The sequence below is a fragment of the Blautia sp. BCRC 81119 genome (genome assembly GCF_003184505.1).
Lineage (GTDB): Bacteria > Bacillota > Clostridia > Lachnospirales > Lachnospiraceae > Blautia_A > Blautia_A fusiformis.
Genome location: NZ_QJHD01000013.1, coordinates 55,265 through 82,085, shown reverse-complemented (window position 1 = coordinate 82,085; position 26,821 = coordinate 55,265). Strand labels below are relative to the sequence as shown.

At 38.7% G+C, this 26,821-nt stretch carries 28 protein-coding genes, 2 pseudogenes and 1 riboswitch; all 30 genes and pseudogenes read right to left on the bottom strand.

Annotated elements, in window-relative coordinates:
• Nucleotides 1-6: 6 nt before the first annotated feature.
• The gene (locus DMI82_RS09810; protein ID WP_015526666.1) at nucleotides 7-753 is read right to left on the bottom strand and encodes a class I SAM-dependent methyltransferase; all 747 of its coding nucleotides are present in this window, start codon (nucleotides 751-753) and stop codon (nucleotides 7-9) included.
• A 1-nt stretch (nucleotide 754) separates the two neighbouring features.
• Nucleotides 755-1,507: a class I SAM-dependent methyltransferase gene (locus tag DMI82_RS09805; RefSeq protein WP_022426108.1), complete on the bottom strand. Its 753-nt coding sequence runs from the start codon at nucleotides 1,505-1,507 to the stop codon at nucleotides 755-757.
• A gap of 3 nt (nucleotides 1,508-1,510) precedes the next feature.
• A complete protein-coding gene (locus DMI82_RS09800; RefSeq protein WP_110103192.1) occupies nucleotides 1,511-3,079 on the bottom strand; it encodes a nickel ABC transporter substrate-binding protein in 1,569 nt (522 codons plus the stop codon).
• A gap of 29 nt (nucleotides 3,080-3,108) precedes the next feature.
• Nucleotides 3,109-4,047, bottom strand: coding sequence for an oligopeptide/dipeptide ABC transporter ATP-binding protein (locus tag DMI82_RS09795; RefSeq protein WP_059086421.1), 939 nt, complete (start codon nucleotides 4,045-4,047; stop codon nucleotides 3,109-3,111).
• 9 nt (nucleotides 4,048-4,056) lie between these two features.
• Nucleotides 4,057-4,848, bottom strand: a complete 792-nt coding sequence (locus DMI82_RS09790) for an ABC transporter ATP-binding protein (RefSeq protein WP_021650927.1) — start codon at nucleotides 4,846-4,848, stop codon at nucleotides 4,057-4,059.
• Nucleotides 4,829-5,692, bottom strand: a complete 864-nt coding sequence (gene nikC, locus DMI82_RS09785; RefSeq protein ID WP_021650926.1) for a nickel transporter permease — start codon at nucleotides 5,690-5,692, stop codon at nucleotides 4,829-4,831. Before nikC ends, DMI82_RS09790 begins: the two co-directional genes overlap by 20 nt.
• A 15-nt stretch (nucleotides 5,693-5,707) precedes the next feature.
• The gene (locus DMI82_RS09780; protein WP_015526672.1) at nucleotides 5,708-6,637 is read right to left on the bottom strand and encodes an ABC transporter permease; all 930 of its coding nucleotides are present in this window, start codon (nucleotides 6,635-6,637) and stop codon (nucleotides 5,708-5,710) included.
• Between the two features lie 136 nt (nucleotides 6,638-6,773).
• A riboswitch (cobalamin riboswitch) is annotated at nucleotides 6,774-6,947 on the bottom strand.
• Between the two features lie 147 nt (nucleotides 6,948-7,094).
• Nucleotides 7,095-8,453: an MATE family efflux transporter gene (locus DMI82_RS09775; protein WP_015526673.1), complete on the bottom strand. Its 1,359-nt coding sequence runs from the start codon at nucleotides 8,451-8,453 to the stop codon at nucleotides 7,095-7,097.
• A gap of 155 nt (nucleotides 8,454-8,608) precedes the next feature.
• On the bottom strand, nucleotides 8,609-9,283 hold the full coding sequence (locus tag DMI82_RS09770; protein ID WP_059086423.1) for an ABC-2 transporter permease: 675 nt from the start codon (nucleotides 9,281-9,283) through the stop codon (nucleotides 8,609-8,611).
• Entirely contained in the window at nucleotides 9,280-10,128 is an 849-nt protein-coding gene (locus DMI82_RS09765) for an ABC transporter ATP-binding protein (protein ID WP_059086424.1), read from the bottom strand. The genes DMI82_RS09770 and DMI82_RS09765 overlap by 4 nt, the downstream gene beginning before the upstream one ends.
• A 2-nt stretch (nucleotides 10,129-10,130) precedes the next feature.
• Nucleotides 10,131-10,505, bottom strand: a complete 375-nt coding sequence (locus DMI82_RS09760) for a GntR family transcriptional regulator (protein ID WP_015526677.1) — start codon at nucleotides 10,503-10,505, stop codon at nucleotides 10,131-10,133.
• Nucleotides 10,506-10,672: 167 nt separating this feature from the next.
• Nucleotides 10,673-10,792 (bottom strand): annotated as a pseudogene (locus DMI82_RS09755) (methionine--tRNA ligase subunit beta); the annotation flags it as partial.
• Between the two features lie 47 nt (nucleotides 10,793-10,839).
• Nucleotides 10,840-11,958, bottom strand: a complete 1,119-nt coding sequence (locus DMI82_RS09750) for a PDDEXK nuclease domain-containing protein (RefSeq protein WP_110103191.1) — start codon at nucleotides 11,956-11,958, stop codon at nucleotides 10,840-10,842.
• 31 nt (nucleotides 11,959-11,989) lie between these two features.
• Nucleotides 11,990-12,973: a helix-turn-helix transcriptional regulator gene (locus tag DMI82_RS09745; protein ID WP_110103172.1), complete on the bottom strand. Its 984-nt coding sequence runs from the start codon at nucleotides 12,971-12,973 to the stop codon at nucleotides 11,990-11,992.
• Nucleotides 12,974-13,011: 38 nt separating this feature from the next.
• On the bottom strand, nucleotides 13,012-13,332 hold the full coding sequence (locus DMI82_RS09740) for a TfoX/Sxy family protein (protein ID WP_110103171.1): 321 nt from the start codon (nucleotides 13,330-13,332) through the stop codon (nucleotides 13,012-13,014).
• 35 nt (nucleotides 13,333-13,367) lie between these two features.
• On the bottom strand, nucleotides 13,368-14,000 hold the full coding sequence (locus DMI82_RS09735; RefSeq protein ID WP_015526682.1) for a GyrI-like domain-containing protein: 633 nt from the start codon (nucleotides 13,998-14,000) through the stop codon (nucleotides 13,368-13,370).
• A 43-nt stretch (nucleotides 14,001-14,043) separates the two neighbouring features.
• On the bottom strand, nucleotides 14,044-14,838 hold the full coding sequence (locus DMI82_RS09730; RefSeq protein WP_015526683.1) for a hypothetical protein: 795 nt from the start codon (nucleotides 14,836-14,838) through the stop codon (nucleotides 14,044-14,046).
• Nucleotides 14,839-14,876: 38 nt separating this feature from the next.
• Entirely contained in the window at nucleotides 14,877-16,121 is a 1,245-nt protein-coding gene (locus DMI82_RS09725) for a restriction endonuclease subunit S (protein ID WP_110103170.1), read from the bottom strand.
• Nucleotides 16,114-17,748 (bottom strand): HsdM family class I SAM-dependent methyltransferase, encoded by a 1,635-nt coding sequence (locus tag DMI82_RS09720; protein ID WP_180214239.1) that lies wholly within the window; start codon nucleotides 17,746-17,748, stop codon nucleotides 16,114-16,116. Before DMI82_RS09720 ends, DMI82_RS09725 begins: the two co-directional genes overlap by 8 nt.
• 11 nt (nucleotides 17,749-17,759) lie before the next feature.
• Nucleotides 17,760-20,945, bottom strand: coding sequence for a type I restriction endonuclease subunit R (locus DMI82_RS09715; protein ID WP_173740862.1), 3,186 nt, complete (start codon nucleotides 20,943-20,945; stop codon nucleotides 17,760-17,762).
• A 17-nt stretch (nucleotides 20,946-20,962) separates the two neighbouring features.
• A complete protein-coding gene (locus DMI82_RS09710) occupies nucleotides 20,963-21,169 on the bottom strand; it encodes a helix-turn-helix domain-containing protein (RefSeq protein ID WP_008789334.1) in 207 nt (68 codons plus the stop codon).
• A 447-nt stretch (nucleotides 21,170-21,616) separates the two neighbouring features.
• Nucleotides 21,617-22,204 carry a helix-turn-helix domain-containing protein gene (locus DMI82_RS09705; protein ID WP_110103169.1) on the bottom strand — a complete coding sequence of 196 codons (588 nt, stop codon included), beginning with the start codon at nucleotides 22,202-22,204 and terminating at the stop codon, nucleotides 21,617-21,619.
• A gap of 315 nt (nucleotides 22,205-22,519) precedes the next feature.
• Nucleotides 22,520-22,993, bottom strand: a pseudogene (locus DMI82_RS09695) (lysine--tRNA ligase); the annotation flags it as partial.
• A gap of 170 nt (nucleotides 22,994-23,163) precedes the next feature.
• On the bottom strand, nucleotides 23,164-24,399 hold the full coding sequence (locus DMI82_RS09690) for a tyrosine-type recombinase/integrase (RefSeq protein WP_015526700.1): 1,236 nt from the start codon (nucleotides 24,397-24,399) through the stop codon (nucleotides 23,164-23,166).
• A gap of 35 nt (nucleotides 24,400-24,434) precedes the next feature.
• A complete protein-coding gene (locus DMI82_RS20080; protein ID WP_015526701.1) occupies nucleotides 24,435-24,605 on the bottom strand; it encodes a hypothetical protein in 171 nt (56 codons plus the stop codon).
• 93 nt (nucleotides 24,606-24,698) lie between these two features.
• On the bottom strand, nucleotides 24,699-24,908 hold the full coding sequence (locus DMI82_RS09685; protein WP_005609464.1) for a DUF6462 family protein: 210 nt from the start codon (nucleotides 24,906-24,908) through the stop codon (nucleotides 24,699-24,701).
• 92 nt (nucleotides 24,909-25,000) lie between these two features.
• Nucleotides 25,001-25,369 (bottom strand): hypothetical protein, encoded by a 369-nt coding sequence (locus DMI82_RS09680; RefSeq protein WP_015526702.1) that lies wholly within the window; start codon nucleotides 25,367-25,369, stop codon nucleotides 25,001-25,003.
• Between the two features lie 12 nt (nucleotides 25,370-25,381).
• Nucleotides 25,382-25,621 carry a hypothetical protein gene (locus tag DMI82_RS09675; RefSeq protein WP_005609451.1) on the bottom strand — a complete coding sequence of 80 codons (240 nt, stop codon included), beginning with the start codon at nucleotides 25,619-25,621 and terminating at the stop codon, nucleotides 25,382-25,384.
• Between the two features lie 242 nt (nucleotides 25,622-25,863).
• On the bottom strand, nucleotides 25,864-26,238 hold the full coding sequence (locus DMI82_RS09670; RefSeq protein WP_044961323.1) for a hypothetical protein: 375 nt from the start codon (nucleotides 26,236-26,238) through the stop codon (nucleotides 25,864-25,866).
• On the bottom strand, nucleotides 26,231-26,698 hold the full coding sequence (locus DMI82_RS09665; protein ID WP_044961321.1) for a helix-turn-helix domain-containing protein: 468 nt from the start codon (nucleotides 26,696-26,698) through the stop codon (nucleotides 26,231-26,233). Before DMI82_RS09665 ends, DMI82_RS09670 begins: the two co-directional genes overlap by 8 nt.
• Nucleotides 26,699-26,821: the final 123 nt, after the last annotated feature.

The following is a 26,821-nucleotide window of genomic DNA, read 5'->3' as shown; positions in this document are numbered from 1 at the left end:
GTCCGCTTATTTTTCTCCACCCACTAAAAACTGAGGTGTCAGCTTATTCAGCTCACGTTCCATGGAAGTTCTGGAAATATCACTGATGTCCTTCAGGGCAAACACTTTGGAAAAGCCGATCTCCATCATGTAATCCAGATCCCATACCGGACGCTTTTTATCACTCATAAACAGCTTACTGCTGAGCTCTTTCCCTGTTTCCGCATCTTCATGAGCATGGATACCTCTTCCATATTTTTCCCACATAGCAGCATCATGTGCCTCGTAAATCTTTTTCTTTTCTTCATCATAAAGATGCAGATACCAGCAGGCGTCCGATACCAAAAGACGTCCGCCTTTTTTCAGTACACGCAGCCACTCCTTGTAAGCCTTCTGTGGATCGTCCAGCGTCCATGTGATATTTCTGCAGATAACCATATCAAATGTCTCATCCGGGAAATTCAGATTGTGGCAGTCCATAGTCATCAAATCTGCGGATAAACCTGCTGCCTTTACATTTTCCTTTGCTTCATGGATCATATTTTCAGTAATATCGATCCCGGTCACATGATGTCCTTCTTTTCCCAGCATAATTTCAAAAAATCCCGGCCCGCAGCCTACGTCCAGTACTTCCAGATGTTCTTTTTCCGGCGCATACTCCAGAATCAGATTCTTCCAGTTTTCTGCTGTTTCACTTTTCAATTCTGCCTTGATCCCTTCGCTGTAAATGCCAGCTTCTCCTTCCCAGTACTCTTTGATCTTATCGTTTTGCATGTCACTTCTCCTTCTTTGTGGCTACTACAATAAATTTTTTTCCCTGATATCCGTATTTCCAGAAATCCATCGTCCATGGTCTGTTTAGCCAGCGGTTCTCTCTGATCTGGATCCTGGCAAAGCGTACCTTTTTTAATATCTGAAAGTCCGCTTCCGGACGCTTCTGCGATGTAAATGGCAGCTTTTCATAAATTCCGCTGTTTTCCTTCACGTCAGATCCATATGTTTTTCTTTCTGTAACATAAATAAGAAAATCAGCAATTTTCATATGGATCTTATTTTTTAATGTGGGTTCGACGGTCCGATAGTCCCCATCAAAATAAATGATCCTTCCACCTGGTTTTAATACAGCCTTCCAGCGTCTGAAAGCTTTTTCCGGATCATATAATGTCCACACCGCATCTCTGGAAAGTATCACATCATAGCTTTGTTCCTGTTCCAATGGCAAAGTTACACCATCTTCCTCACAGATTTCCACCTGCTGATGATACTGCCGCATATTCCTTCTGGCTTTTTCTACCATTCCTGATGAACCATCGATCGCTTTTACATCATGTCCCAGACGCGCTGCTATGATGCTCATAAAACCCGGGCCGCAGCCCACTTCTAAAATACGAAGGGGCTCAGGTCCAAGAAGTCTTTTCAATTCTTTTGTCCAGTAAGATACCGTTCTTTTGTTACTCAATTGTTTTTGGATCATATCATCATAATCACCGGAATCTTCTGTCCATTTATTCTCGATCTTTTCAAACATTTTTTACTCCACTACATCCAGTGTTGCCCAGTTAATGCCTTCATAGGCAGTCGGTGCAAGCTCTACATTGGTCAGTCTGGTATTGTTATAGATATAATCACGGTTCGGATAATACAGCGGCACTGTTACTGCCTGATCATTGATACGTGTGAGGATCTTATCGTATAATTCCGTACGCTTTTCTTCATCCTGTGTCTTTAATACTTCTCCGAGATCTTTGTTCAGCTCCTCATCGTACCAGTTTACTGCCTTTGCTCCATCTTCCGCATAGAACATTGATTTTAGGAATCCATGAGGCATCCAGGAATCTTCATAGCTGCGGTAAATGCACAGATCGTAATCTCTGGTGTTCCAGATCTCATCATAGTAAGCTGCGGATTCTTTTTCTACCAGTTCAATACCTACACCGACCTTCTCATATTCAGATTTCAGGAATTCACAAAGAGATTTCCATGAAGCATATTCTTCAGTCTGGAATACCAGTCTGAGGCTCAGTGGTTCTCCGTCTTTTTCTACAATACCATCTCCATCTGTATCCTCATATCCTGCTTCCTTTAACAGTTCCTTTGCTTTATCCGGATCATATGGATAGCCCTTGCTGTTTTCTTCTGTTACATAAGGAACTGTCGGAGACATAAGTCCGGTTGCCGGATTGCCGTAACCATCCAGCAGATCATTTACAATGCTTTCTTTATTTGTTGCATAATTCAGTGCCTGACGTACGTTTATATCCTGAAGCGCCGGTGTATCATAATTTTCAATCAGATAGTAAGAAAGTGTGGAAACCTGCTGTTCTGTCGATAAATTTTTATCTGCCTGGATAATACTGAAGCTTTCGGATGGAATATCCTGAAGATTCAGATCTGCCTCTCCACTCTGAAGCGCCATCACTCTGGCATCACCGTCTACCACCTGTTTCAGAACTACTTTATCAATATTTGGTTTCTCACCGTAATAATTAGGATTTGGTACCAGGACAACCTCCTGACCGCTTTCATAACTGTCGATCATCCACATTCCGGTACCCACTTCCTGACAAAATTCTCCGTCTTCATCCAGTGCACTTTCACAGGTGAAACGGAATGGTCTTGGATAGCTGAATTCGATCAGCAGTGTATAGCATGGTTCTGCGAACTTAAATTCTACAGTATAATCATCTACCTTTGTAACATTTTCCAGTTTGGCTGAAAAGTTACCGGTCACATCCTGTTCCACCCATCTGTTATAATTCCACATCACATTGTCTGCATTAAACACTGTACCGTCTGAGAATTTCACATCTTTTCTTAAATGAAACGTATAGGTTGTGCCATCTTTACTGATATCCCAAGATTCTGCCAATGCCGGTTTAATTTCTCCATTTTCACCATAACGCACCAGTGGATCATAGATCATTTCATAAAGACGAAAGTCCGGACCACTTTTTATAGGGTCACAAAGTTCAGGAGTCAGATCAATGGATGTCATTGCCGTAACTACTTTTTCCTCTTTTGCCTGTACATTGACACCTGTCAGTAAAGTTGCCGCCACCATGCTCAATACTATCAATTTTGCTACACGTCTTTTCTTCATTTCTTCCTCTCCTTTGTTTGTTTTATATTTTACAGCATATGACATGCCGCAAAATGTCCTGTTTCAATTTCTGTCAATTCCGGTATATGCTCTCTGCATATATTTGTACATCTTCTGCACCGGTTCTGATATGGGCAGCCCTGTTCCGGAATGGTATCTGAAAATATTTTCTTTTCCTGCGATCCGATTCTTCGCATTTTCGGTTCTTTTACCGGAATAGAATCAAACAGATCTTTTGTATAAGGATGTACGGCAGTCTCCTTTAAGCTGTCCGTATGATCAATAAACTCGACCACGCGTCCCTGATACATAATAGCCACCTCTTTGCAGAGATATGGAACGTTGGACAGATCGTGAGTGATCAGTAAATAGGTCATCTCATATTTTTCCTGCAGCTCATTTAACAGATGCAGGATCTGCTTTCGTATGGAATAATCCAGACTGGATACCGGTTCATCACAGATCACAAGTTCCGGTCTTAATACCAATGCTCTCGCAATATTAGCTCTCTGACACTGACCTCCTGAAATCTGTCCAACATAACGGTTTCGGATATCCGGATCAAGCCCCGTCTGGATCAAAGCCTCCTTTACTCGCTCTTCATACTCACCCTCTTGCAGTTTTTCATGTAATTTCAAAATTTCCAGAATATTTTCTCCAATGGTATAACCGGGATCAAATACCCCGCTGCTGCTTTGAAAGACCATCTGAAGATTCTTGCGATATGGACGAAACTGCTTTTCAGACAAATCCTGCATTTCCTGTCCCTGAAACCAGAATTTTCCATCTGTAGGTTTCTCCAGGCCGGCGATCAGCTTTCCGAATGTAGTTTTACCACTTCCACTTTCACCGATCAGGGCCATGGATGATCCTGCATGGATTTCCAGACTTACATCATCCACTGCCTTCACAATTTTTTTCTTGCCATAATATTTTTTTAAATGTTCTGTCTTTAGTAACGTACTCATACTTTTCCCCTATAAAACTGCATCCAACAGTTTTTTTGTATATGAATGCTGCGGATGATAAAAGATCTCTTCAACCGTTCCGTTTTCCACTATTTCGCCGTCTTTCATGATCGAAACATCATCTGCGATCTCTGCCACCACACCCAGATCATGCGTAATAAATAACACGCCCAGATTTTCTTTCCTGGATAGCTGATAGATTTCTTCCAGGATCTGCTTCTGTACGGTTACATCCAAGGCTGTCGTCGGCTCATCTGCGATCAGATAATCCGGTTTCATGGACATGGCAATGGCGATCATAACACGTTGGCACATACCACCAGACAATTCGTAAGGTTTTTTCTTCATCAGTTCTTCCGGATCACGCAGATTCATCATCCGCAGACTTTCCAACGCTGCTTCCCTTGCCTGTTTTTTGCTCATTCTGCGATGTTTTCTCAGTCCTTCCAGAAGCAGTTGTTCAACTGTAAAGAGCGGATCGAGAGCAGCGGTCGGATCCTGAAAGATCATTCCGATCCTGTCTCCGTATAACTGTCGTTTTTCTTTTCCTGATAACTTCAGAAGACTCTTTTCGTTCAGTGTCACATCTCCGGATATCACCTTTCCATTTCCTGCAAGCAGATTCATGATCGTCAGAGAGGTAACTGACTTGCCGCTTCCGCTTTCTCCCACCAGAGCATGGATCCTTCCGCGTTTTACTTCCAGGCTGACATCTTTTACTGCATGAACCATTCCGTGAGAAGTCTGAAACTCCACATGTAGTCTTTTTACCTTTAGAACATCATTTTTGGGCTGTTCCATTCTGTATTCCCTCCCCCAGATAATTAAATGCCAGAACAATGATCATGATCAGTATGCCCGGATAAAACATCAGTCTTGGATAAGTCTGAATATAACTTCTACTGTCACTGAGCATGATCCCCCATTCCGGTGTCGGTGCCTGCACACCAAGGCCGATAAAGGAAAAACCGGCAATTGACAGAATGATCGAACCGATTTCCATTGTTGCCAGTGCGATTACAGATGGCAGGATATTTCTCAATACATGCCTAAATATGATCCTTGCGTGGCCGCAGCCGCCGGCTTTTAGTGCGGTCATATAATTTTTATTTTTTTCCTGAAGTGTCAATGCTCGGGCAAGCCTTGCATATTCTGCCCAGGATACGACCGATAAGGACAGGATCAGATGAGCGCCGCTGGCTCCTACGGTTCCTGCAATGGCAAGTGCCACAATAAAGACCGGCATAGCCATAAATACATCAATGATCCTCATAATTATGGAATCGATTTTTCCACCTACATATCCGGCAAACAGTCCGATCGGCACCCCGACACATACGGTGATCAGAAGCACCGTAAAGCTATAGCTCAGTGAATACCGGCTGCCCCAGAGAAGTCTTGATAAAATACATCGTCCCAGCTGATCAGTACCTAAAGGATATGCCGCCGACGGATTCTTTAATTTTATCGAAACATCCACAAGCAGTGGATCATGCGGCGCCAGTACAGGTGCAAAAATAGCTGCCAATGCAAAAATTATGACCACCATCAATCCTATTTTTGTTTTCGGTGACCGGAATACCTGTTTCCAGTACAGATTCTGGATCATGCTTTTTTCTGTTTTCTGCTTTCTTCTGCTTCCCATTCTATGATCTCTCCTTTACTTTAACTGGATTCGCCGGTCAATCGCAGAATAGGCGATATCCACAAGAAAATTTAATACTACAATGCCAACAGCCAGAATAAAGATAAAACATTGCAGCACCGGAGTGTCTTTTGAGATCACGGATTTCAATGCCAGATTTCCGATTCCCTGAATTGAAAAAATACTTTCTATCACAGCTGAGCCACAGAAAAAACCGATCACAATTGATACCAGACGTGTAAGCACAGGAATCAGGATATTTTTCAGACCATGACGCAAAATTACATTTACAGATGACAATCCCTTAGCTCTGCTGGCACGTATGTAATCCTGCTTCAGCACCTGTATCATATTGGTACGGATCAATCTCGTCATAATTCCAAAGAAACTGATATCCATGGCAAATGCCGCAAGAATCGGGATGCCTCCGGCATCTCCTCCGATCACGGAAATCACTTTTAGCTTTACTCCAAATATATAGAGCAGCATCAGACCGATCCAGAAAGACGGCATAGATACACTGAGGGACGACAAAATGCGAATGACTTTATCCAGAACTCTGTTTTCATAAATTGCCGACAAAATTCCAAGAGGGACTGATACGATCATCAACAATAAAAACGAAGTAACTGCCAGTTTAAATGTCTGTGGAAAATATCTTTTTAATTCCTCAAAAGCCGGTTTTCTGGTAGAATATGATTTTCCAAAATCGCCATGAAGTGCCTGATCCAGCCATTTCCCGTATTGTACCAGCACCGGCTGATCCAGTCCTTCCTCATGCCGTACTTCTTCTACCTGCTCCGGTGACGGATGCTCATATTTTTTCTCCGCCAGCACTCTGGCAGCATCACCTGCCGATATAAAACTCAGCATAAAAATAATAAATGTAACCGCCAGCACTACCGGAATCATAAATATAAAACGCTTTGCAATTACTTTTCCCATCTTCATCTCTCCTCATTTTTCATCTGTTTATTCGGTTAAAATAAAAAAAGCTGATATGATCCAGCATCATATCAGCACAAAAAACAAACCTCTACCTCAAGCAGAGCTTATTCCTTCTGTATCCCATCCGAATCAGAATTCTTCTGTCAAAAAGGCAAGTCTCCTGACTCCAGTTCTTCCTACTTACCATCTTCCCGGATCTCTCCAGTGATATTTTGGTTTTCGTCCCTGTCACAGTAGCGGTGGCTGTTCTGGCATTTCACCAGATTCCTTATTAAGTACTTTGTACACCCTTCTGACTATTCAATTTTCATAGTTGCAATGAATAAATATTATAATATCATACTTTTCTTTTTATATAAATAGTTTTTTGTCAAATATAAAATATCTGAACATTTCATAGTGAAACCCGGATATTTTCTGCCTGTATTATTATAAATCTCTTAAGTAAATAACATTATGTATGAACGGTGACTTCTTTATATTTCCGTATAATGATCATATAACTTACGAATAATAAAACAGCTGCACTGCTCCATGCACAGATCTCTGCATAGTATATTCCATCTTCACCGATCAGTTTTGGCAGCAGCAGCGCAACACTGACACGCATTATAAATTCTGCAATGCCGCTGGCAAGCGGAATCAAAGTATTACCCAGGCCCTGGATAGCGGAACGATACACATACAGCAGATACAGCACCCACAAAAAGACAGCCATGATAAACAAATACTTATATGCTATATCCAATACCTGTCGGGTCTGATCCGGTTCACCGGATACAAACAGGGACAGTACATTACGTCCAAACAGTACCATCATGCCGGAAATGAAAGCCGAAGTGAGCACTGCCATATAAGTGCCGCTGCGCACGCCTTTTCGAATCCTCTGGTATTTTTTTGCACCAAGATTCTGGCCCACATAGGTTGTAATAGCATATCCATATGAAACGGCAGCCATCTCCAAAACCCCATACAGCTTGTTCGATGCCGTAAATCCCGCCACAAACAGAAAACCAAATCCATTGATCACATACTGTACCACAAGTCCTCCCACGGAGATGATCACATTCTGTATCGCAAGAGGAACCGCCAGTTCCAAAAGCCGCAGGCTCATAGAGGGCTGCCTGTAAAAGTCCTTCTTTTCCAGGCGGATATCCGGGATTTTACGTAATACGATCAAACAGTACAAGGCAGAAAATCCCTGCGCGATAACGGTCGCCACTGCTGCTCCGGCTATACCCCAGCCAAAAACCGCCACAAATAACAAATCCAGTCCCACATTGATCACTGCTGCCACTGTCATTGCGATCAACGGAGATCTGCTGTTTCCAAGTGCCCGAAGGATCGCTGCAAATATATTATAAGCAGCTATGATCGGGATTCCTGCAAAGATCAGCCGCAAATATAGCATTGTCAGATCAATGACATTATCCGGTGTCTGTAAAAATAAAAGAACATGATAAACTGTACCTTCACTTACTGCGAGTACGACCACAGACAGTAATGCTGTCATGATATAGCTTTTCGCTACTGCACATTTCAGATTTTCCTTTTCCCTTGCTCCATAATACTGAGATACAAGAATAGAAAAACCCTGTGTGATACCTGTCATAATCCCCAACACCAGCCATACCAGCCAATCTCCGGCACCTACTGCCGCCAGTGCTTTAACTCCTACCACTTGTCCGACGATCATGGTGTCTGCCATTGTATAAAACTGCTGAAAAATATTTCCAAGCATCATTGGTATGGCAAAAGTTATGATCAGTTTTCCGGGAGATCCGGCAGTCATATCTTTTTCATTAGTTCCCATAAGAATCTCCTTTTCTTTTCATCCTTGACCGCTATTTTACAAGGGACTCTTACGAAACACAAGCCTATTTTTTCACAAAGTTTTTCTCATATTTTTGGTAGCTATTACATCTTTATAATCATTATTTTTAATGGATCATCTTTGCCACGCCTATCTTAAAACTCTTTCTTCTTCATGGCGCTCATACTATACTTATACGAAGCAAACCATATAAGCAGACTTAGCACAATGAGGGCAATCCCGATTTCAAGATCCCCTATTCCCCCTATCATATGCAGAATACTTTCTTTTAATCCCAAGTTAGTCTTCACAAAAGATCTAATTGTATAACAAATCGCAAAAATAATTAAAATTGCGATTGGCAGCACAATTCGCCCTTTCTCTCCTTCGAACCTTATCCTGATCGCGATCATAATTCCCGCAATTGCCTGAAACACAAAAAATGTGATCAACTCCATTGCCAGCATTTCCAGATCAAACACCTCTTCAGGATTTATGAGTACCATAATTCCTGCACAGATCATTCCAATGCACCATCCACATGCTGTCATGATAAAGGAAAAAATATATTTTTCTCTGACATATATTTTTTTATTTACGGGTAAAGAAAATAAATATGTGTAACCATGGCCATTTTCATCATAACTGATCGTATTACCTGAATATATCGCCAGAACAGATGGGATATACATTGCAATGAAAGCAGCTGCCTTTTTTCCTGTAAGTATAAAAAACAATGCTACAAACACTAACACCAAAAAAAGATTACCACCCTGTCGAAAAAACAATCGAAAATCCTTTTCCAAAAGCCCTCTGATTCCTTTCATCATCTTTCGCCTCCTGTCAACATCAGGATCACCTGATCGAGTGATCCGCTCTCTACTACGATTTCCGGATAATTTTCTATATAATACTGCTTCTCGTTCGTCAGACAGGCAACTCCAAAAAACTCTTTTTTCTCTTTCAAAAGATACCTTTTGTCCACTGCCTGATATTGTTCCTCACTGACCTTCAACACTGCATATTTTTCAAGAATCGTATCCATCGCTTCATGAAGTACAATCTTTCCTTTATGTATCACATAAATGTCATCACACAGATGTTCTAAGTCCGAAGAAATATGTGAGCTGATCAGGATACTTCTCTCCGGCTCTTCTTCCATATACTCTCTTAAAATATCCAGCATCCTTTCCCTCGCTCCGACATCAAGCCCTGCTGTCGGCTCATCCAGCATCAGGAATTCTGCCTGATGTGTCAATGCAACGATCAGATTCAGCTTTGCTTTCATTCCTGTTGAGTACTCTTTTATAAATTTATCCAACGGAATCTGATATTCTTCACACATCTGATGAAATTTTTCTGCTTCAAACTTTGGATATAATTTGGCAAGGACTGCCTCAACATCTTTCCCTTTCAAGTATCCACTGAATCCGGTTTCTGCCAGGACAACTCCCAGCTCTTCTTTCTCTTTTTCACTTAACTCTTCCGGTATTTTTCCCAGGATCTTTATCTCACCGGCATCATAAGAAATGAGTCCGAGCACTGCCTTGAACAAAGTACTCTTACCGGCTCCGTTCTCTCCAACCAGACCGGTGATTCTTCCTTTTTCTACATTTAACGAACAGTCTAACTGAAATTCACCGTAGCTTTTCTTTACTCCTTTGATCTCCAACATAATCATTCATCCTCCATGATGAGTTCAAACAACGAACGGATCTCTTCCTCTTTCATTCCGCAGCGCCTTCCCTTCTGAATTGCTGCTTCCAGATCCGCCTCAACCTCTTTCCTGCGCTCTTCTTCCATCAGCTGTGTATTCGAAGCCGCTACATACGTTCCTTTCCCATGAACTGTGACTGTCATGCCCTCTGCTTCCAGATTGTCATATGCTTTCTTCACAGTAAGTGCACTGATCTTCAGTTCCTTTGCCATTGTTCTCACGGACGGCAATATATCATTTTCTTTTAACTCTCCGGAGATGATCTGCGCCTTGATCTGCTCCATGATCTGTTCATAAATTGGTACCATCGATGTATTATTGATTATAATCTTCATATGTTCCCTCCTGTTGCAAACAGTATATAACAGTATAATACTGTTGTCAACTGTTATATACTGTTTTGCAGTAGTTGACTGCCGGGATATATTTTTTAGCACGAAAAAAGCACCTCTCGGTTTTCTGATTATTAACTCTGAGAAGTGCTCTTGTTTTATATCTAATTTTAGTACAGCTTTGCACCTGCCGGGATTCTGTCATCTACCATCAGAAGGTTCAGTCCTTCATGACCATCTTCCTCAGGTACTGCTGAGATCAGCATACCCTCGGAATCGATTCCCATCATGAAGGAATTCATTCTGATCAAATGCTCTTATTTTATTTCTTTTTAACTCATTCAATGTTAAAAGTATAGTTTTTGTTTCTGTCTTCATTATCCTGCTGCTGAAGATAAAACATTGCCTTTTGAGTTTCAATCTCCGCTTTCAGTTCTTCTTTTGTCGGCAGGTATAATTTGTACTTGGAAGCAAATAATTGTTCATTGCCATGCATAACAGAATAACGGGCAATATCATCATCTGTATCGGAACAAAGAACAATACCGATTGTTGGGTTATCGCCCTCACTACGTTTCAATTCATCATACATACGGATATACATATCCATCTGTCCTACATCTTGATGTGTTATCTTTTCTGTTTTCAGGTCGATGAGGACAAAGCATTTCAGTATGTAATTGTAAAACACAAGGTCGATATAATAGTCCTGTTTCTCCGTATGGATATGCTGCTGCCTTGCCACAAAAGCATATCCCTTTCCAAGCTCCATCAAAAATTTCTGCAAATTGGAAAGAATACTTTTCTCAAGGTCACTCTCTGTAAAATCTGTATTCTGCGAAAAGCCTAAAAACTCCGCAACTACCGGATTCTTGATAAACTCCAACTTATCATTCTGATACGGTGCAGTCAGTTCCTTCATTTCACTTTCTACAAGCTCTTTTTTCTGAGTTTTGAGCATACGGTAATAATACTGAGAAGAAATATTCCTCTGCAAAGTACGGACACTCCAAGTCTGTTTTGCGGCTTCTTTCTCATACCAGTCGCGAGCTGCCTTCTCTTTAACCTGTAATAATGTTGCATAATGCGACCAAGACAGTAACCCAACAGATTTTCCAGACGATGTCTGGAAAATTTCAGGATAGGTCTTATAGAAAGAATAAAAGCTATATAGATTCGACTTTGTATAACCTTTTCCATATTCAGCCGATAATTCTTTTGCTAACTTTTTTATAATTTCAGCTCCATATTTTGCCCTATCCTCGCCCTGCAATTCTTCACTTGCAATTCTATAACCAAGGAGCCAATTTCTCTGTATAAGCGTTGTATTGACCGCTCGATATGCAGCTTTTTGTGAAGATTCGATAATCCCACACATATCTTTTAAGATGTCATCGGTTTTAACAAAATTATCCATAAAATTATTTTGACCGATTTTTTCTAATTTATTCTCCATAGCTACCGCTCCTTTGGATTTCATTTTCAAATTATTCGCTTTCCTGCATATTCTCATCAGCTTTTGCAATCATCTGTCTGTACTGTTCTTTCACTCTTTCCGGTGCAAGTATCTGTACTTTGCCATTGAAGCCAAACACCCAACCGAAAAAAGTAGGACTGGCTGATACTTCGGTCTGTACTCTGAAAGACGTCATATCATACGCAAGGGTTGTCACATCTTCTCCGAAACGGTCAACCATTGTTTTCATCAGGCTGTTATCACACCGTAAATCCACCAAAACTTTCTCGCCTGAGAACATAAAGAAAACTTCCTTTGTGTAATTCTCAATATCAAAATCATCAGGCATAGGAATAATGTCCTTAGCCAGTATCTCCGGCTTAGAAGCAATACGGTCTACCCTGAAATTGATAACCTTGCTTTTCTTCTCTGAATATCCGAGAACATAATAATAGTCCCCACACCAGAGAAGTTTATACGGACTGAACTTATACACTTCGCCCTTATTCTTCAGAACCTTTTTCTTCAATCCGGTATAATCATAATACTGAAAAGAAATCTGCTTACCTGCATTGATGGCATCATTTATAGCGTCGATGATATAATATATCTGCTCATTATCCGGCTTAATTCGATTGACCACATAGTTATTACGTTTCAGCTTTGCCACCTGTCCCGGACTGGTCATCGTATGTATCTTCTCAATCAGGGTTTCGCTTTTCTTCTTTGTAATGAACTTCGATGACTCTACTGCATCTATCAGCAGTTTCAGTTCCGGCAATTCAAACTTACGACTGGCTACAAAGTATTTGCTCTGAGTAGAATGGATAGTAACAATGTCCATCCCAAACTCCTGAAGTGCTGCAATGTCTTTTGTGACTGTAGTTCTATGTGCAGATATTCCGTACTCATCATTCAATATATTGATTAACTGTGTTGTGGAAAGAGGATTTTCTTCATCAGTTCTTTCCAGTAAAATCTTTTGTAAATATAAAATCCTTGGCTTTGTTTCCATAATTTTTATATACCTATCGCTCCATCAATAGTATCTGTCTACTTTTTCTTTTTAATCTTAGGTGCTGACAATTCATCGTACATTGCATTAAATAGTCCTGTTAAAAATTTCTTATTATCCACATCTTCTACAAGCAGCATTTCCTTTGCCCCATCATACGGCAATTCATAAGTAGCTGTCGGCATATATGAAATTGCTGATTTTATCGGTTTTACAAGTAATCTGTCATCATAAATTCCGCCGACAATTTTACCACGATAATAAATAATATATTCGCCCATCATCGCACGGTAAGTAATCTCGTCCAATTCTGCCAACTGCTCTAATACAAATTCCAAATATTCTTTACTTGATGCCATTAGTTGTCCTCTGACCTAATTTCATTTTACTCAATTTATGCCTTCTTTATTGGGTGTCTTATTACTGTTTTGCATTTCTCCGGTGCAACTTTTCTTGGGTCTGATAAATAGATTTCGTGATGGCGTCGCTCACCAGTAAAATCATTTACATAACCGTTTTCTTCAAGATATTTATCCATCATTGCCACGGTTGCAGGTTCATCATCAAAAGCTCCTATATGCATTATTTGTACGCACAAACCTTCGTCAATACTCAAGAACTCTGCACCAGAGCAATCCATCTTTTTCTTTTTTGAAGCAGTTTCCACCGCCCAATCAAAATCTTTCTTTGCAATAAAATCAGGCATACGAATAATAGAAATCCAGTTGAAAGCTGATTTGTTGGTATAATCTACACTTTCAACATTGTCCTGCCACCAAAATCCCTCAAGCGGTGGTACAACATATTCAAAAAATCCGTCTATTTTGTAATCCGTCTTATAACTCATCTTGAGAGTATAGGCAACAGCATACAAAACACCAATAGCAGTTTTATATTCCTCGCCTTCTTCATTAGGATTTCCTTTACCTCGTACTGCTATATAATTTGCCTTTGGAATTGCCACAATCTGCGGCTTATTCTTCGGCATATAAAATTCTTTATATTCTTTCTTAAAATCGAATGCCATTCATCATTTCCTCTCTGAAAAATCATTTTACTTACCTTATAATTTATAAAACACAATTTGTATATATTTCAAATAAGGCTAATAGGAATAAATCTTCCATTGTTTCTATGACTTCTCCATCGTATCCTCCCGGAGAACCGTATGATTTATCAATGTTTTTATTTTTATTCCCATAGATTGCTGAAAACTCTGCAATAACAGTAACCAACTGGCATGTTTCTATTCCTTCGCAACTTTCAAAATTATATTCTACCGACAACTGCTGAATTGGTGTAGCCTTTTTGTCATTACTATTAAACGCATTAGCCAAAACATCTGTAATATGATTTTGATACTCAAACTCTTGATGTGGAATTGGTTTAGCAGCATAGTATTCTAAGCTACGAGTAAAATACTTCCCTCCATCGTAAAAAACACTTTTATCATCAGGGAAGCGTTTATTTAGCACACTTTCTATTGCAACCAAACACTTTTCATAAATACTGTACTCACTGACTCGTAAATCCAAACCGCAATATTCCAAAATTCTATTTTGAACCTCTTTAGTACAACAGCAAAATTCTCTATACATCTCTCTGTTGTAATAAAACAAATCATTATACATCGTGGCTATTGCACATAATGGAATAAGCCCTCTATCCTTATAATATTTAGAGATGAATGAAACCGCTTGTGCTTTTACGCTTTCTTGATGACGCTGTTCATCTCGCTTGTCCTGCCTTTTTTCAAACCTCTCCATACGGTTGCTTTGTCTTATTTGCAGGACTGCAATAATAACCGTGACTATTAAGGCAACCACCGCACAAATAATACTTATCCAATCTGAAACACTTATCATATAGTTTTCCCTTCTACTGTAAACGATAATTTACCACATCAATCACTGATGGTAGCCTGACCGTTCATCAGCATAGGTATCAACCAATCACGCAATTTAATTAGCTCACTAGTTTCATTAGCGATTTGTTTTTTCATTTGATATATAGGTCGTACATATTCAGAAAAATTTTTAATTATATTAGCTGGAGGCAATATAATGTGGCTGTCCTGTAAATGTTCACTAGTTATATGCCCCATTGTTGTTTTTCTTGCTTCAGCTATCTTTATAAAATGTATAAGATATTCTGACAACTGCAAATATACATATTCTGAAGAAAAATAGCTTTTAGGAACGACTTTAAAGATGTGTTGATTCAATCCTGCATCAACCCCATACCACATTATTACCTCTAAAGATGCTGACCATGAAAATAAAATATCTCCTGAAGAAATAATATTTTTAGCAGGAATTGTTGATGATACACGCTCAGTGTCATTAGTAATGCCACCATTCATTTCACGTATTTTTACAACTGGCAATGAATGTTCTTCGTCAGATGGACGATATTTTTGACATGCAATTCCATTGATATAATCCGCTATATCATAAAGATTACCGGAACGCCAATCTTGAGGTATTTCTTGTTGGAGATTTTTGTTCCACACTAATTGTCCTCCTGATGAATGATATGGATTTCCATTTTCATCTGGAAAGTTAAATTGAATAAACCAATAATTGTAAAGTAGCTTAGCTTGCTGCTCTAAATTATCGTTTATCGCATTATTATTGGCAATTTTTTCATCAATAGACCATAACAAATTTGCAATTTTTTGTTGAGAAATCACATCGGGAATTTCAACCTCAACATCATAAATTTTTTCAGGCGATGTATGCTTTACCTTCGTACCTGATGAACTACGTTCTAACTGCTCTCTTACACTTTTGGTCATAAAAAGATAATATGCAAATAATTTGTTCAAACGTTTTTCATCACAAGTAATCAGTCCTATTCGCTGATTATGCAAGTATTTATTATTTTCAGGAACTAACGCTGTACTTCCTAAAAGTCCCTCTGCCTGTTGTGTCATGGCAACTATCAAATCGCCTTTATGACACAAATATTCCTTTGGATAAGTTCCTGTATAGTAACGTTCTTTCCCATTATTAGGCTTAAATCCACCTTTTTCAAAAAAGTTTCCCGGAGTCAAAATACTTTGTTCTCCATCTTCTGCAAAATACTCTCCCTTAAAAGCCCAACCATGCTTTACGGATAGTATTTCTCCAAGTTTCATTCTATTCATACTTTACCTTCTTTAACTGTTCCATAATTTCCGTTTTCAGTTTGTCGCCCTCCGCAAAATATTCCTGCAACTTCTCTGCATAGGCACTCATACGAGCATTAAACTCGTCCTGTGACAATTCAACATATTCAATTTTTACATCAAAATATTGTCCCGCTGCAAGTGAATATTTCTTTTCTTTGATTTCATCATAGGTAACAGCAACTGAAAAATCATCAACAGCTTCTTTATTAAGGAATGTATCAACAATCTTATCAATCTCAAAATCACGAAGTCTGCGTTTTTGATTATTACCGTCCTTATATTCTTCTCCCAGTTTTGAAGCATCTATCAGTACAACCTTATCTGTTTTTCTTGAATTATCGAAAAACAATACTGATACATTAGTTCCGGTATTAGCAAATACATTTGACGGCATACTAATACAGCCATAAACTATATGCTCGTCCACAATATGTTGTAGTATCTTCTTTTCTACACCTGATTTTGCGGTTACAAATCCAGTAGGAACTACAATCGCACCTTTTCCGGTTGATTTCAATGAATTAAGAACGTGCTGAATGAACAACGTATAAATTGCCATACTCTCTTTCTTCTTGGCAGGTACTTTCGGAACTCCCGCCCAAAAACGAACGGGCATTGCTGCTATACGTTCTCTTGTATCTGAGAAATCCATCTTAAAAGGCGGATTTGAAACTACATAATCAAAAGTTCTTAATTCCTGTCCATTATCACTCTTATGATATGGAGCAATCAGCGTATCTCCTTGAATTGCGTGGTCAAGAGAAGATACCAAGCTGTTCAGGATAAGATTAAGTTTTAACATTTTATTACTTCGCTGTGAAATATCCTGTGCAAAAATCGTACACTTATCTTCGCCAATTTTATGGGCAAGAGCCATCAAAAGTGTCCCTGTTCCGGCTGATGGGTCATAACACTCAATGCTATGTAAATCAGTTGCATTTCCAACAAGCAATCTTGCCATAATCGTTGCAATAGCGTGAGGAGTATAATACTCTGCATACTTACCACCGCCTGCGGTATTGTAGTCCTTTATCAGATATTCAAATATATCTGCAAAGAAATCATAGTGCTTCTCAAATGCTTCTTCAAAAGAAAAGTTTACCAACTTATCAACCAAAGCACGGGCAAAAGGTGCTCTTGCTGTATCGTCCGTTACATACTGTGTCAGCTTTTCAAAAAGCGGTATTTTTGTATTCTGAGCAGTCTGAGTTGAAAATATATCAATATTCTTATCTGCTATATCTGTCATCGTGCTGTCAAAAATCAAATCAAAATCGCCTTTTGCTTGCTGATTCCACAAGTTGGCAATGAGATGTTCCGGGTTAAGCAATGGAATATCTGACGGTAAACTATCAAAAATATCCAATCGGTCATCTTCCGACATTTCTGCATAAACAAGTTCCCATTTTTCGGCATTTTTAAGAACAGGACTGACTTTTTTTACTTCATATCCGAATTTATCATTAAGGAACTTATAAAGGAAAACCTGAGTGATAATTTTATATTCGTTACCATCGTTTCCCATACCATAGGTCTGACAAGTTGCTTTTAAGGCATCTATCAACTCTATGGTTTTTTCTTTTATCGTCTTTATTTCTTCCATTGTGTTCTCCTTTATGCCACTGAATAAGTCTGGTTATACTGGTCAAGATACTGTTTTGTAATCCTGCTCTGTATAAATACTCTATCCTCACGAGCACTCGCTATTCCCAACTTATCAATGCCTGCTTTTATTTGTGTCATAACCGTTCTCTCAAAATATGCGTCTTTCTTCAATATATCATTTCTGTCATACACTTTCTGGTCAATATCAGACTTAATAGAAAGCAAAACATTCATAATAGACATATCATATTCTGAAACAATCGGCTGTTTATTTGCTGCTTTTCGAGCAAGATTTTCTTCCCTGATTCTTTTATGAACCCTTGCAAATTTCGCATCGCCATTATATTTTCTCAGCAGAACCGTGTTTTTCTTCTGCAATTCATCAAGCTTTTTCAGAATATCTTCCAATTCCTTTCCTTGCTCCTCAATCTCAGATACACTCTTAGGTTCAAAACCATGTTGCTTGAAGCGAAGCAAAAATGCTTCCTGCAAAGTAATAAACTCAGGGTCATCAGGGTCGATATTCTGAGTAAAGGCACGAACAGTCTTTTTATACTTTTCTGTTACTGCGTCTTTACCACCGACGATTTTCAATTCTTCCTCGCTGATTTTGCTGAAATTAAAAGTAATATCCTCCATTGCTTCATTGACAAGCAACTTTGTGGTATCATCACTTGCAAAAAGTTCTTTCTGATTTATGTTATCAATATGATGTTGCACCTCTGAAATCAATGATGGCAATTTTGTTAATTCCATTTTTGCAAATGTTTCCTTTAACTCATCATCGCCAAAGGTTCTTACCAAATTACAACAATCACGAGCAGCAATAAGAATTTTTTTAAGTTTAAGCAATTCCTGCTTATCCTCAATCGTGGATATTTCAGAACTAAATTCTTCTGCATTATCTGTGGTGTAGTTAAAAAGAACCTGCTGCACTTCCTGCATTTGTTTAATGAGTTCTGCCGGGTCTTCAATAACCTGTTTGAATGTATCTGTTTCATTTCCCGCACCAACTTCATTCGGGTCATTAAAACGGTTCAGCTCTTTGAGGTATGCTTCATTTGTTTCCTCAAAATTCCTTTTTATATTTGCAAAATCAATGACATAACCATAATGGTTTTCTTTATACGGTCTGTTGACTCTTGTAATTGCCTGCAACAAATTATGGTCTTTCAATTTTCGACCAAAATACAGGCGTTTCAATCTTGGTGCATCAAATCCGGTAAGAAGCATATTGAAAACGATAAGAATATCAACTGTCATATTATTTTTGAAGTCATCAATAATCTTATCTCTTGTATCTTTGTCATCACTATCGTGAAGTATAAGTCCAGCTCGCAAATGACTTTTCATAGAAGCGTCTTTATTAAGTTCTGCTTGAATTTCATCAAAATACGCAAACAGCTTCCTTGCCTGCTCACTTGTTTCACAAATGACCATACCGCCGAGCGTATTATCTCCCTGAATTTGTCTAAATCTCTTTAGGTCAGAAATAATATATCTAAGCAACTCTTTGACATAGTTATCGTGTTCAACAATCTGACTTTTCTTTACGTCTTTCTTTTCTACCAAGGTTTCAAGTTTTTCATAAATTTCAGAAAGTCGCTCCTTATACTGCGTTTCTATATCCTCACGGATAATTTTCAGCGTATATCCATCTAAAATTGATTTGTCATAATAGTATGTATGAATATAATTACCAAAAACTCTCCAAGATTCTCTTTCTTCTTTCAAAAGTGGTGTTCCTGTCAACGCAATCTTAATCGCATTTTTATCCGCATCAAGAAGATTAGCCAAGAATGAGCCTTCTGGTTTATATCCTCTATGTGCTTCATCAATAATAAACACTCTCTGCAAATTCGTTGCATACGCAGGAAGGTCAACTTTTGACCTATCTTCAGCAAAACGCTGTATATTTACAACTGTAATTTCTGGTTTTCCAGTATTTCCCTCTTGTGCCTGATTGTTACGGAACTGTTCCATAAGTTCAGCACGGGAACTTGCTGTTTTTACAACCAATCCACGAGCTTCAAATTCTTCTGAAGCCTGTTTCAGCAAATCAAGGCGGTCAACAATGAAATAAAACTTTGCAACTTTATTTTGCTTGCTAAAATAGTCAGAAAGAACATAAGTCAGGTAATAAGAAAGGGCTGTTTTTCCACTACCTTGAGTATGCCATATAACACCTGAATTAACACCTTCATCAATCTTACTTCTTACTGTTAATGCAGCAAACATCTGTTGATAACGCATTATATGTTTCTGCTCAATAAACTCTATCTTGCCATTTATTTCTTTATGAAAACGAACATAGGCAATTCCATATTTTAATATAAATAGCAATCTTTCAGGACTACACATAGATGTCAGTACACGGTTGGTTGGTGTATAGGTATCTAAATTTGTTTGATATTCCGGAGAAGTATGAATAACCTGACAATTAAAGTCAGTCAATATCTTCTTTTCAACAATCGAGTCAATATCCTTATATGGGAAATCTGCATTATAAGGTGCAATATCCAAATTAGTAGGATTTTCTTCTCTGAAACAGTTGAACGGTGCAGACTGTTTTGCCGTCGTACAGTAGAATGCCCCCTGAACCGGAACAATACCACCCATAGTGTCATATTCCATATTATTAGAAAAAATCATCAACTGTGTAATATTCAAAAATCTCCTAAATTTTTTATTAGGAAATCTCTTTTGGTTCATTCTCTTGCTTTCTGCAACCATACCGCCGTGATTATTCGGCTTCTTTACTTCAACAAACACAAGTGGAAGTCCATTTACAAACAACGTAATATCAGGTCTAAATTCATCTTGGTCACGCTTACAAGTGAACTCAGCGGTAAAATGATATGTATTATTTTGGGGATTTTCAAAATCCACCAATCTAACAGGCGAAACAGACGATAAACGCTCGTAAAAACTGCGTCCTATATCATCATTATCTAATTCCTGCCTAATAGTTTTCAATGTCTGTTCCGCTTCTCCTACGTGAGTAGGATTAAGCCGTGCAAACTGCTCCTTAAAAACATCTATTAAGATATTGGTATCAGGGTCATATACTGTCCCTGCCATATCCTCAGTTATTTTTCCAAAATAAGTATAACCAAGGCGTGTCAAATGAACCATTGCTGGCATTTGGACACGGGTAGCTTCGTTAAACATATTTTTCTTACCACTTGCCGCCATCTTCAGACCTCCTCATATCATTCGTCTAATATGACTTCACATACATCGCCAATATCACAATGAAATACTTTGCAAATTCTCATAAGCACATCAAGGGATACTGTTTCATTCTTATTTAATTTTGTTGCAACAGACGATGAAATTTCCGCAGCACGCATTAAATCTTGTCTTTTCATTTGATTATCAATCATAAGTTTTTGAAGTTTATTGTAGCTTATTCTCATCTGTAACGCTCCTTCGTATTCTCCGTTCCTTTTGGTTACAGTTACTCATTTGACATTATACTATAAATAATCTATTTTTTCAAGATATAGGGGTTTATTCGCAACTCCTATCCGGCAAGGTGTCACTTTTTACAAACACCTAATACGACTCTTTTAAAGAATAATAAAAAAGAGATGCCGAAGCACCTCAATTATACATTCTATTATTAACATTCATCGCAAGCGTTAAATTCTTTTCCGACCACTCCGAAACAAGCTCCGGGTGTACTTTTGCTAAACTGTTATTCATAGCCAAACCTCAACCTCCTTGTGCTTAGAGTATATGAAGTTTTGGCTTTATCTTGTAGTTTGCGAATATCCGTATAAATAGAAAAAGCCCTTTGAGAAAAGGATTTCTCCTCTCTCAAAGGGCAACCTGACAAACTGGAATTTGGCGTTCCATCACTATTAGTTCAAAAGGATGTGCATCAGAAAACCAATTAAAACGCAAACAACAAATGTTGTCAACGCAGTACCTATAACTAAAAGAATTTTTTGATAAGGACGTTTGCCTATTTCTCGTTGCTTATGAATATCATCCAAAAGTTTTCCCTCAGAAAATGCGACAATTTCTTTATAGGTTTGAACATCATTATCTTTTTTTACCTTTTCAACCTTAAAGGCAAAGTACATAGAGATTGCCCAAATGATTCCCCAAGGAATGAATGCCCAAACACCAAGCCACATAAATAGCGGAACTGCAGAAACAGCAGTTGCAATTAGCATTATAGTGTAGGATTTTCCATAGCGATTCATCTTTTCAATTTCTTCTTTTTGAATTACATCTTTCATAACTTCAATATCTCCTTTGATTAGATTGTCAAGGGAAATTTGAAAGATTTCACTCAGTAATACCAAACTATTCACATCTGGATAGCTTTTATCATTTTCCCAATTTGAGATTGTTTGCCTTGAAACATAAACACGATTGGCTAACTCCTCTTGGGATAAATGTGCTTCCTGACGATGCATTTTTATTTGCTTTCCAAGTTCCATCTCGTCACCTCCTTGCATACTCATACTAATCGAAAGGTCTTATTTTCGCTATCAAAGTGCATTGACATCTATGTTTTCCGTGTGTCAAAGGTCTTTTACAGACCGTAAACTTCCGATTTGTATTTCTATTTGTTTTAAAAATGGGCAACTCCGATTGGAATTGCCCACTCATTGTACTAATTATGCGATTTTTTCTTGCTTGCACCGATTTCTGCATCAAATGATGTAAGTTTGATGTAAATCGCTGTTTTTTAGTTTTTTATCAAATGAAGTACGTCCCGTCTATTCGGTAAAACGGTACATCTTTACATCATCTTAATAGAGCTTTGCACCTGCTGGAATATGGTCATCAACCATCAGAAGATGGAGCTTTTCTTCGCCTTCTTCTTCGTGGATAGCACTGAGGAGCATACCGCAAGAGTCAATGCCCATCATAGCTCTCGGTGGAAGATTTGTGATAGCGATAAGCGTCTTTCCAACCAGTTCTTCAGGCTCATAATAAGCGTGAATACCGCTTAAAATAGTTCTGTCTGTGCCTGTTCCGTCATCAAGAGTGAACTGTAAGAGTTTCTTTGACTTCGGTACTGCAACACACTCTTTAACCTTTACTGCACGGAAATCTGACTTGCTGAATGTGTCAAAATCAACTGCTTCCTCAAACAAAGGCTCAATCTTTACCTTAGAAAAATCAATCTTTTCAGGCTCAGCTTTCACTTCTGCAGCTGCCGGAGCTGCTTCGGAAGTCTTGGAAGCTTTCTTATCAGCGTCCAGGGACTTCATTGTCGGGAATTTTTTTAGCATTTCTTCGTTATTCTTCATAACGCTTCGCTGGGCTGTTTCTATTAAATTGTCTTCTCTTCATCATTATTCATGATGAACCATTGTCAAATTATATTTGTTGTCAATTTGATGTCATTTGGTTCTTTCTGTTGTCAGATGGAAGTCTTCATAAGCCCTTCTTAAAATACATCCATTGTTGCAGCCAAATGTTCAAATGTTTCCTGTTTTTTCTCCTCGGTCGCTTCCGCATAGATATCCATAGTAGTCTGAATATCCTTATGCCCCATGATCGACTGGATAACCTTCAGATTGGTTTCTCTTTCACAAAGTCTTGTACAAAAAGTGTGTCTCAGATTGTGTGCCGAAAAGTTGGGGAGCAGCACTGGCTCTCGATGCTCTTTTCTTGCTTCTACTTCTTCCGTCGCATTGTAGGAAGAAGATATCCTCTTGATTGCCCGATTGACTGACTGTGCATTCATTATATTTCCATAACGGTTACAGAAAATAAATCCTGTCATTCCATCAATCTCTGCATCCGTCCAGCCTTTCTCTTTCTGTTCTTCCCAGATCATTTCAAAAGCATCTTTTACCGCATCCAGCATAGGAATCGTCCGCATCCCAGCTTCTGTTTTCGGTGTTGAAATGTGATTTTCTGAGGCACGATCCTCACCTACCGGATAATACGTCAGATTATGATTAACGCAGATAATCCGCTTCTTATAATTGATGTCTTCCCATCTCAATCCCAACACTTCACCGATACGACAGCCAGTTCCAAGAAAAACGGTAAAGATTGGCCACCAGTGATAATAAATCGGATGCGTGGCAATATATTCAATAAATGCTCTCTGCTGTGGAATTGTCAGTGCATGTCTCACACCGGTTTTCATACCCAAATTTTTCTTTAACTCTGCCATGACACCATCCGAAGGATTTTTTCTGATAATGTCATCCCTCACTGCCAGTTGAAAAGTCGGATGCAGTAACGTATGAACTGTTTCCAGTGTATTGATCTGCAATTCTTGTTTCTCAACCAGGTAATTATAGAATTGCACTACATCTGAATACTTGATCTCTGCTATATTCCGCTTTCCAAATGTATCTCGCACAAAGCGGTCATACATATACAGATAATTGCTCTTGGTCGTCGGTTTCAGATTGTTTTTGAGACTCATGTAACGGTCAAATACAAAATTTACAGTAGCCTTTCCGGCAACATAGATATCCAGACCGTCCATCTGATCTTTCAAGAGTTGTGCTTCTTTTTCCCGAAGCGTTACAAGGTCTTGTGCATAAACATATTTACGTCTTCCAAGTGGGTCCGTATAAGTATATACATACCTCTCATCGGAACGTCTCTGTGATTCACCTTTCCGCAGGACTCTGCCCCGCAGATCTTTTCTTGTCTGTGCCATATAAATCCTCCTTCAAATAAAGGAAGGACTCCATATTATTCAGGTCTGTTCAAAACTTTCTCCAGTCCCTGCAAGACAACTTCTGTCACAGTCATTTTGTGTTTTCCGGCATAATCACAGATACGCTTATACATAGAATCTTCCACCCGGATACTCAATACTTTCTTTTTTACATTTTCCGATTTTGGTCTCCCTGTTCTCGCCATATCTGTTCTTATTCCTCCACATCCACATTATAATTTTCGTATGACAAAAAGTCAATCCCTGTTTTTCGTCCTTCCGCAAGTTTCTTCTGTTTTCTACGCAATCCGAAATGTCTCCAGATATTTCTCAAAGATCTCACAATTTACAAGCGCAACTTTATCAATCTTGTACACTGCTTTCGCCTCTTTTGCCAGCTCTTGGAATTTTGTCAGCCCAATGCTGTAAAGTTCTGCCCCTTCCTGATAACGGACAAATTTCTTGGCTATTTTCTTTGTCTTTTCTACATCTTTACGTGCATATCCCATACACGACACCTCCTTTTGGGCATGAAAAAAGCAGCTACCCTATTTTTTTCATAGACTAACTGCTCGTGTTAAGTTCCATATTCAGTTTTATTCTATAAATCCGACAGTGAAATTCGGTCATATGCGCCATTTTTCTTATCTTCCGGGTGTGGTTCCAGTCCGATAATCGTAATGTCTTTCTGGTCTGGTCCATAAACCCAGTACATTCTCATTGCGCCACTGGTTTTGTTTTCCAGATAAGACTGCCACACTTTCATTCCATAACGTCTGGACAATGGCTCTATCTCATGGGTTTGAAGACTTGGATACCCTGGATCTGCCGATAACAGCTTTAAAGCCTTTCCCCATTTTTTATACAACTGTTCTTCCTTCTTTTTTATATTCCCAGAACGATATTTCTCCTGCAGATCTAGCCAAAGTTCCTGCATTTCAGGGATTCCCATTCGTATATTAAAGTTCATTCTTTGTTCCTTTTAAAAATCTGACAGGTCAATAGCCGGAGAAACATCTCCTCTTTTAAAGTTACTTACTGCACGATCCATATCTGCCAGGGTTCTGGCTGAAATGCTCTCTGGCACTGCCAGTTCCCGAGGTTCCAGAATAATGCAGCCATTTCCATATTCTTTTACATTATAATACTGATAAGCAGCTCCTCTGAGGGTAATCCTTTTTTTATTGTCCAGATGAGCAACATAATCTTTCATTGCTTCCATTATCAACACCTCCTACGCAAGCATTTGTGTGGGAAATCCCACCTCTTGCTATTATAATACGCTTTTCTATATTTTCTGTCAATCCAAATTTACTTATTCCTATACACTTAAAAATATCCATACGCCGGCAGGTGGCAGACGGCAGATAAGGTATCTATAAAACGCTGTACCTTCTTAATCTGTCTGCCACCATCCGTTTTTTAATCAGATATTCCTGTTTATTCTTCATTCGGTCTCTTACATCACACATTATCTGCCTGAATGTTTTCTGCTTTTTCACTTTCTTTAGTACACTCATAATCTTCAATGCTTTCCGTCAGTTCATTCTCTATTCCCTGTTTTAATCCATTAAGAATTTTCTCACCTTTTTCTTTATGAACTTTTTTCATTGAATAAAGTTTTTTTGCTCCAACTATTAGTCCTACCCCAGCAAGAGTTGCTGTTGCACCAAGCAATGCGCCTTTTCTCATACCGTTTTCTTCAAAAAAATCTACCATAATTTTCATTCCCTCTTTCATATCCCCATCACCGATATTTTTCAGACCATGCGTCATATCCGGTGCAGCTTTACATTCATTAGACAATAACTCTGTTATTTTTTTACTAAGATCACTCATTTGCATCCCCCTTTACATTCTCAATGTTTTTCAATAAATATTCCAGGCTTTTTACCTTTGTTTCTTCATCAACTATTTCCTGTTCAAGCTGGGCAATAGCCTTCTTCTTATTTTTTATATTTGCATTAACCGTTACAAGATTCTCTTTCAATATCTTTTTTATTTCCTCCGAATCAACAGTAGAATTCTTTATTGCTTCACCTTTTTCAATATTCTTTGCTACAAAAGTTCCTAACAACAATGTCGAGGCAGCAACAATTCCTCCTATCGGATTAGCCAATGCAGCAGCATATTTAGGCGTATTCCTTGTGAATTCTCTCAACATTGCATCAGTGATAACACTCCCCTTCTTCCGCGAATCCATATTAGCCTTTAATTTCCCTGAGCGAATCCATCTTCTAACAGTTTCTTCAGACGTATTCATCATTTTGGCAACTTCTTTTACTGTGTACGTGTCCAAAGAATCTCACCTCCTAAAATCAAGTATACATTTTAATGCTACATTTGTCAATTTTTATAGCATTAAAATGTAGCATTAAATTCAACGATCTATACAATTGTTAAACGGTTCTGATTGGTTGGA

Bases quoted from the DNA above. Each gene is read 5' to 3' on its own strand.
- DMI82_RS09670 (WP_044961323.1), bottom strand. From the start codon at position 26,238: ATGAGTGATCTTAGTAAAAAAATAACAGAGTTATTGTCTAATGAATGT.
- DMI82_RS09715 (WP_173740862.1), bottom strand. From the start codon at position 20,945: ATGGCGGCAAGTGGTAAGAAAAATATGTTTAACGAAGCTACCCGTGTC.
- DMI82_RS09780 (WP_015526672.1), bottom strand. From the start codon at position 6,637: ATGGGAAAAGTAATTGCAAAGCGTTTTATATTTATGATTCCGGTAGTG.
- DMI82_RS09690 (WP_015526700.1), bottom strand. From the start codon at position 24,399: ATGGCACAGACAAGAAAAGATCTGCGGGGCAGAGTCCTGCGGAAAGGT.
- DMI82_RS20080 (WP_015526701.1), bottom strand. From the start codon at position 24,605: ATGGCGAGAACAGGGAGACCAAAATCGGAAAATGTAAAAAAGAAAGTA.
- DMI82_RS09735 (WP_015526682.1), bottom strand. From the start codon at position 14,000: ATGGCATTCGATTTTAAGAAAGAATATAAAGAATTTTATATGCCGAAG.
- DMI82_RS09675 (WP_005609451.1), bottom strand. From the start codon at position 25,621: ATGGAAGCAATGAAAGATTATGTTGCTCATCTGGACAATAAAAAAAGG.
- DMI82_RS09775 (WP_015526673.1), bottom strand. From the start codon at position 8,453: ATGGGAACTAATGAAAAAGATATGACTGCCGGATCTCCCGGAAAACTG.
- DMI82_RS09725 (WP_110103170.1), bottom strand. From the start codon at position 16,121: ATGAATAGAATGAAACTTGGAGAAATACTATCCGTAAAGCATGGTTGG.
- DMI82_RS09750 (WP_110103191.1), bottom strand. From the start codon at position 11,958: ATGGAGAATAAATTAGAAAAAATCGGTCAAAATAATTTTATGGATAAT.
- DMI82_RS09790 (WP_021650927.1), bottom strand. From the start codon at position 4,848: ATGGAACAGCCCAAAAATGATGTTCTAAAGGTAAAAAGACTACATGTG.
- DMI82_RS09710 (WP_008789334.1), bottom strand. From the start codon at position 21,169: ATGAGAATAAGCTACAATAAACTTCAAAAACTTATGATTGATAATCAA.
- DMI82_RS09685 (WP_005609464.1), bottom strand. From the start codon at position 24,908: ATGGGATATGCACGTAAAGATGTAGAAAAGACAAAGAAAATAGCCAAG.
- DMI82_RS09720 (WP_180214239.1), bottom strand. From the start codon at position 17,748: ATGGAAGAAATAAAGACGATAAAAGAAAAAACCATAGAGTTGATAGAT.
- DMI82_RS09730 (WP_015526683.1), bottom strand. From the start codon at position 14,838: ATGATAAGTGTTTCAGATTGGATAAGTATTATTTGTGCGGTGGTTGCC.
- DMI82_RS09760 (WP_015526677.1), bottom strand. From the start codon at position 10,505: ATGAAGATTATAATCAATAATACATCGATGGTACCAATTTATGAACAG.
- DMI82_RS09740 (WP_110103171.1), bottom strand. From the start codon at position 13,332: ATGGCATCAAGTAAAGAATATTTGGAATTTGTATTAGAGCAGTTGGCA.
- DMI82_RS09795 (WP_059086421.1), bottom strand. From the start codon at position 4,047: ATGAGTACGTTACTAAAGACAGAACATTTAAAAAAATATTATGGCAAG.
- DMI82_RS09770 (WP_059086423.1), bottom strand. From the start codon at position 9,283: ATGATGAAAGGAATCAGAGGGCTTTTGGAAAAGGATTTTCGATTGTTT.
- DMI82_RS09800 (WP_110103192.1), bottom strand. From the start codon at position 3,079: ATGAAGAAAAGACGTGTAGCAAAATTGATAGTATTGAGCATGGTGGCG.
- nikC (WP_021650926.1), bottom strand. From the start codon at position 5,692: ATGGGAAGCAGAAGAAAGCAGAAAACAGAAAAAAGCATGATCCAGAAT.
- DMI82_RS09705 (WP_110103169.1), bottom strand. From the start codon at position 22,204: ATGGAACTTGGAAAGCAAATAAAAATGCATCGTCAGGAAGCACATTTA.
- DMI82_RS09765 (WP_059086424.1), bottom strand. From the start codon at position 10,128: ATGTTGGAGATCAAAGGAGTAAAGAAAAGCTACGGTGAATTTCAGTTA.
- DMI82_RS09805 (WP_022426108.1), bottom strand. From the start codon at position 1,507: ATGTTTGAAAAGATCGAGAATAAATGGACAGAAGATTCCGGTGATTAT.
- DMI82_RS09810 (WP_015526666.1), bottom strand. From the start codon at position 753: ATGCAAAACGATAAGATCAAAGAGTACTGGGAAGGAGAAGCTGGCATT.
- DMI82_RS09680 (WP_015526702.1), bottom strand. From the start codon at position 25,369: ATGAACTTTAATATACGAATGGGAATCCCTGAAATGCAGGAACTTTGG.
- DMI82_RS09745 (WP_110103172.1), bottom strand. From the start codon at position 12,973: ATGGAAACAAAGCCAAGGATTTTATATTTACAAAAGATTTTACTGGAA.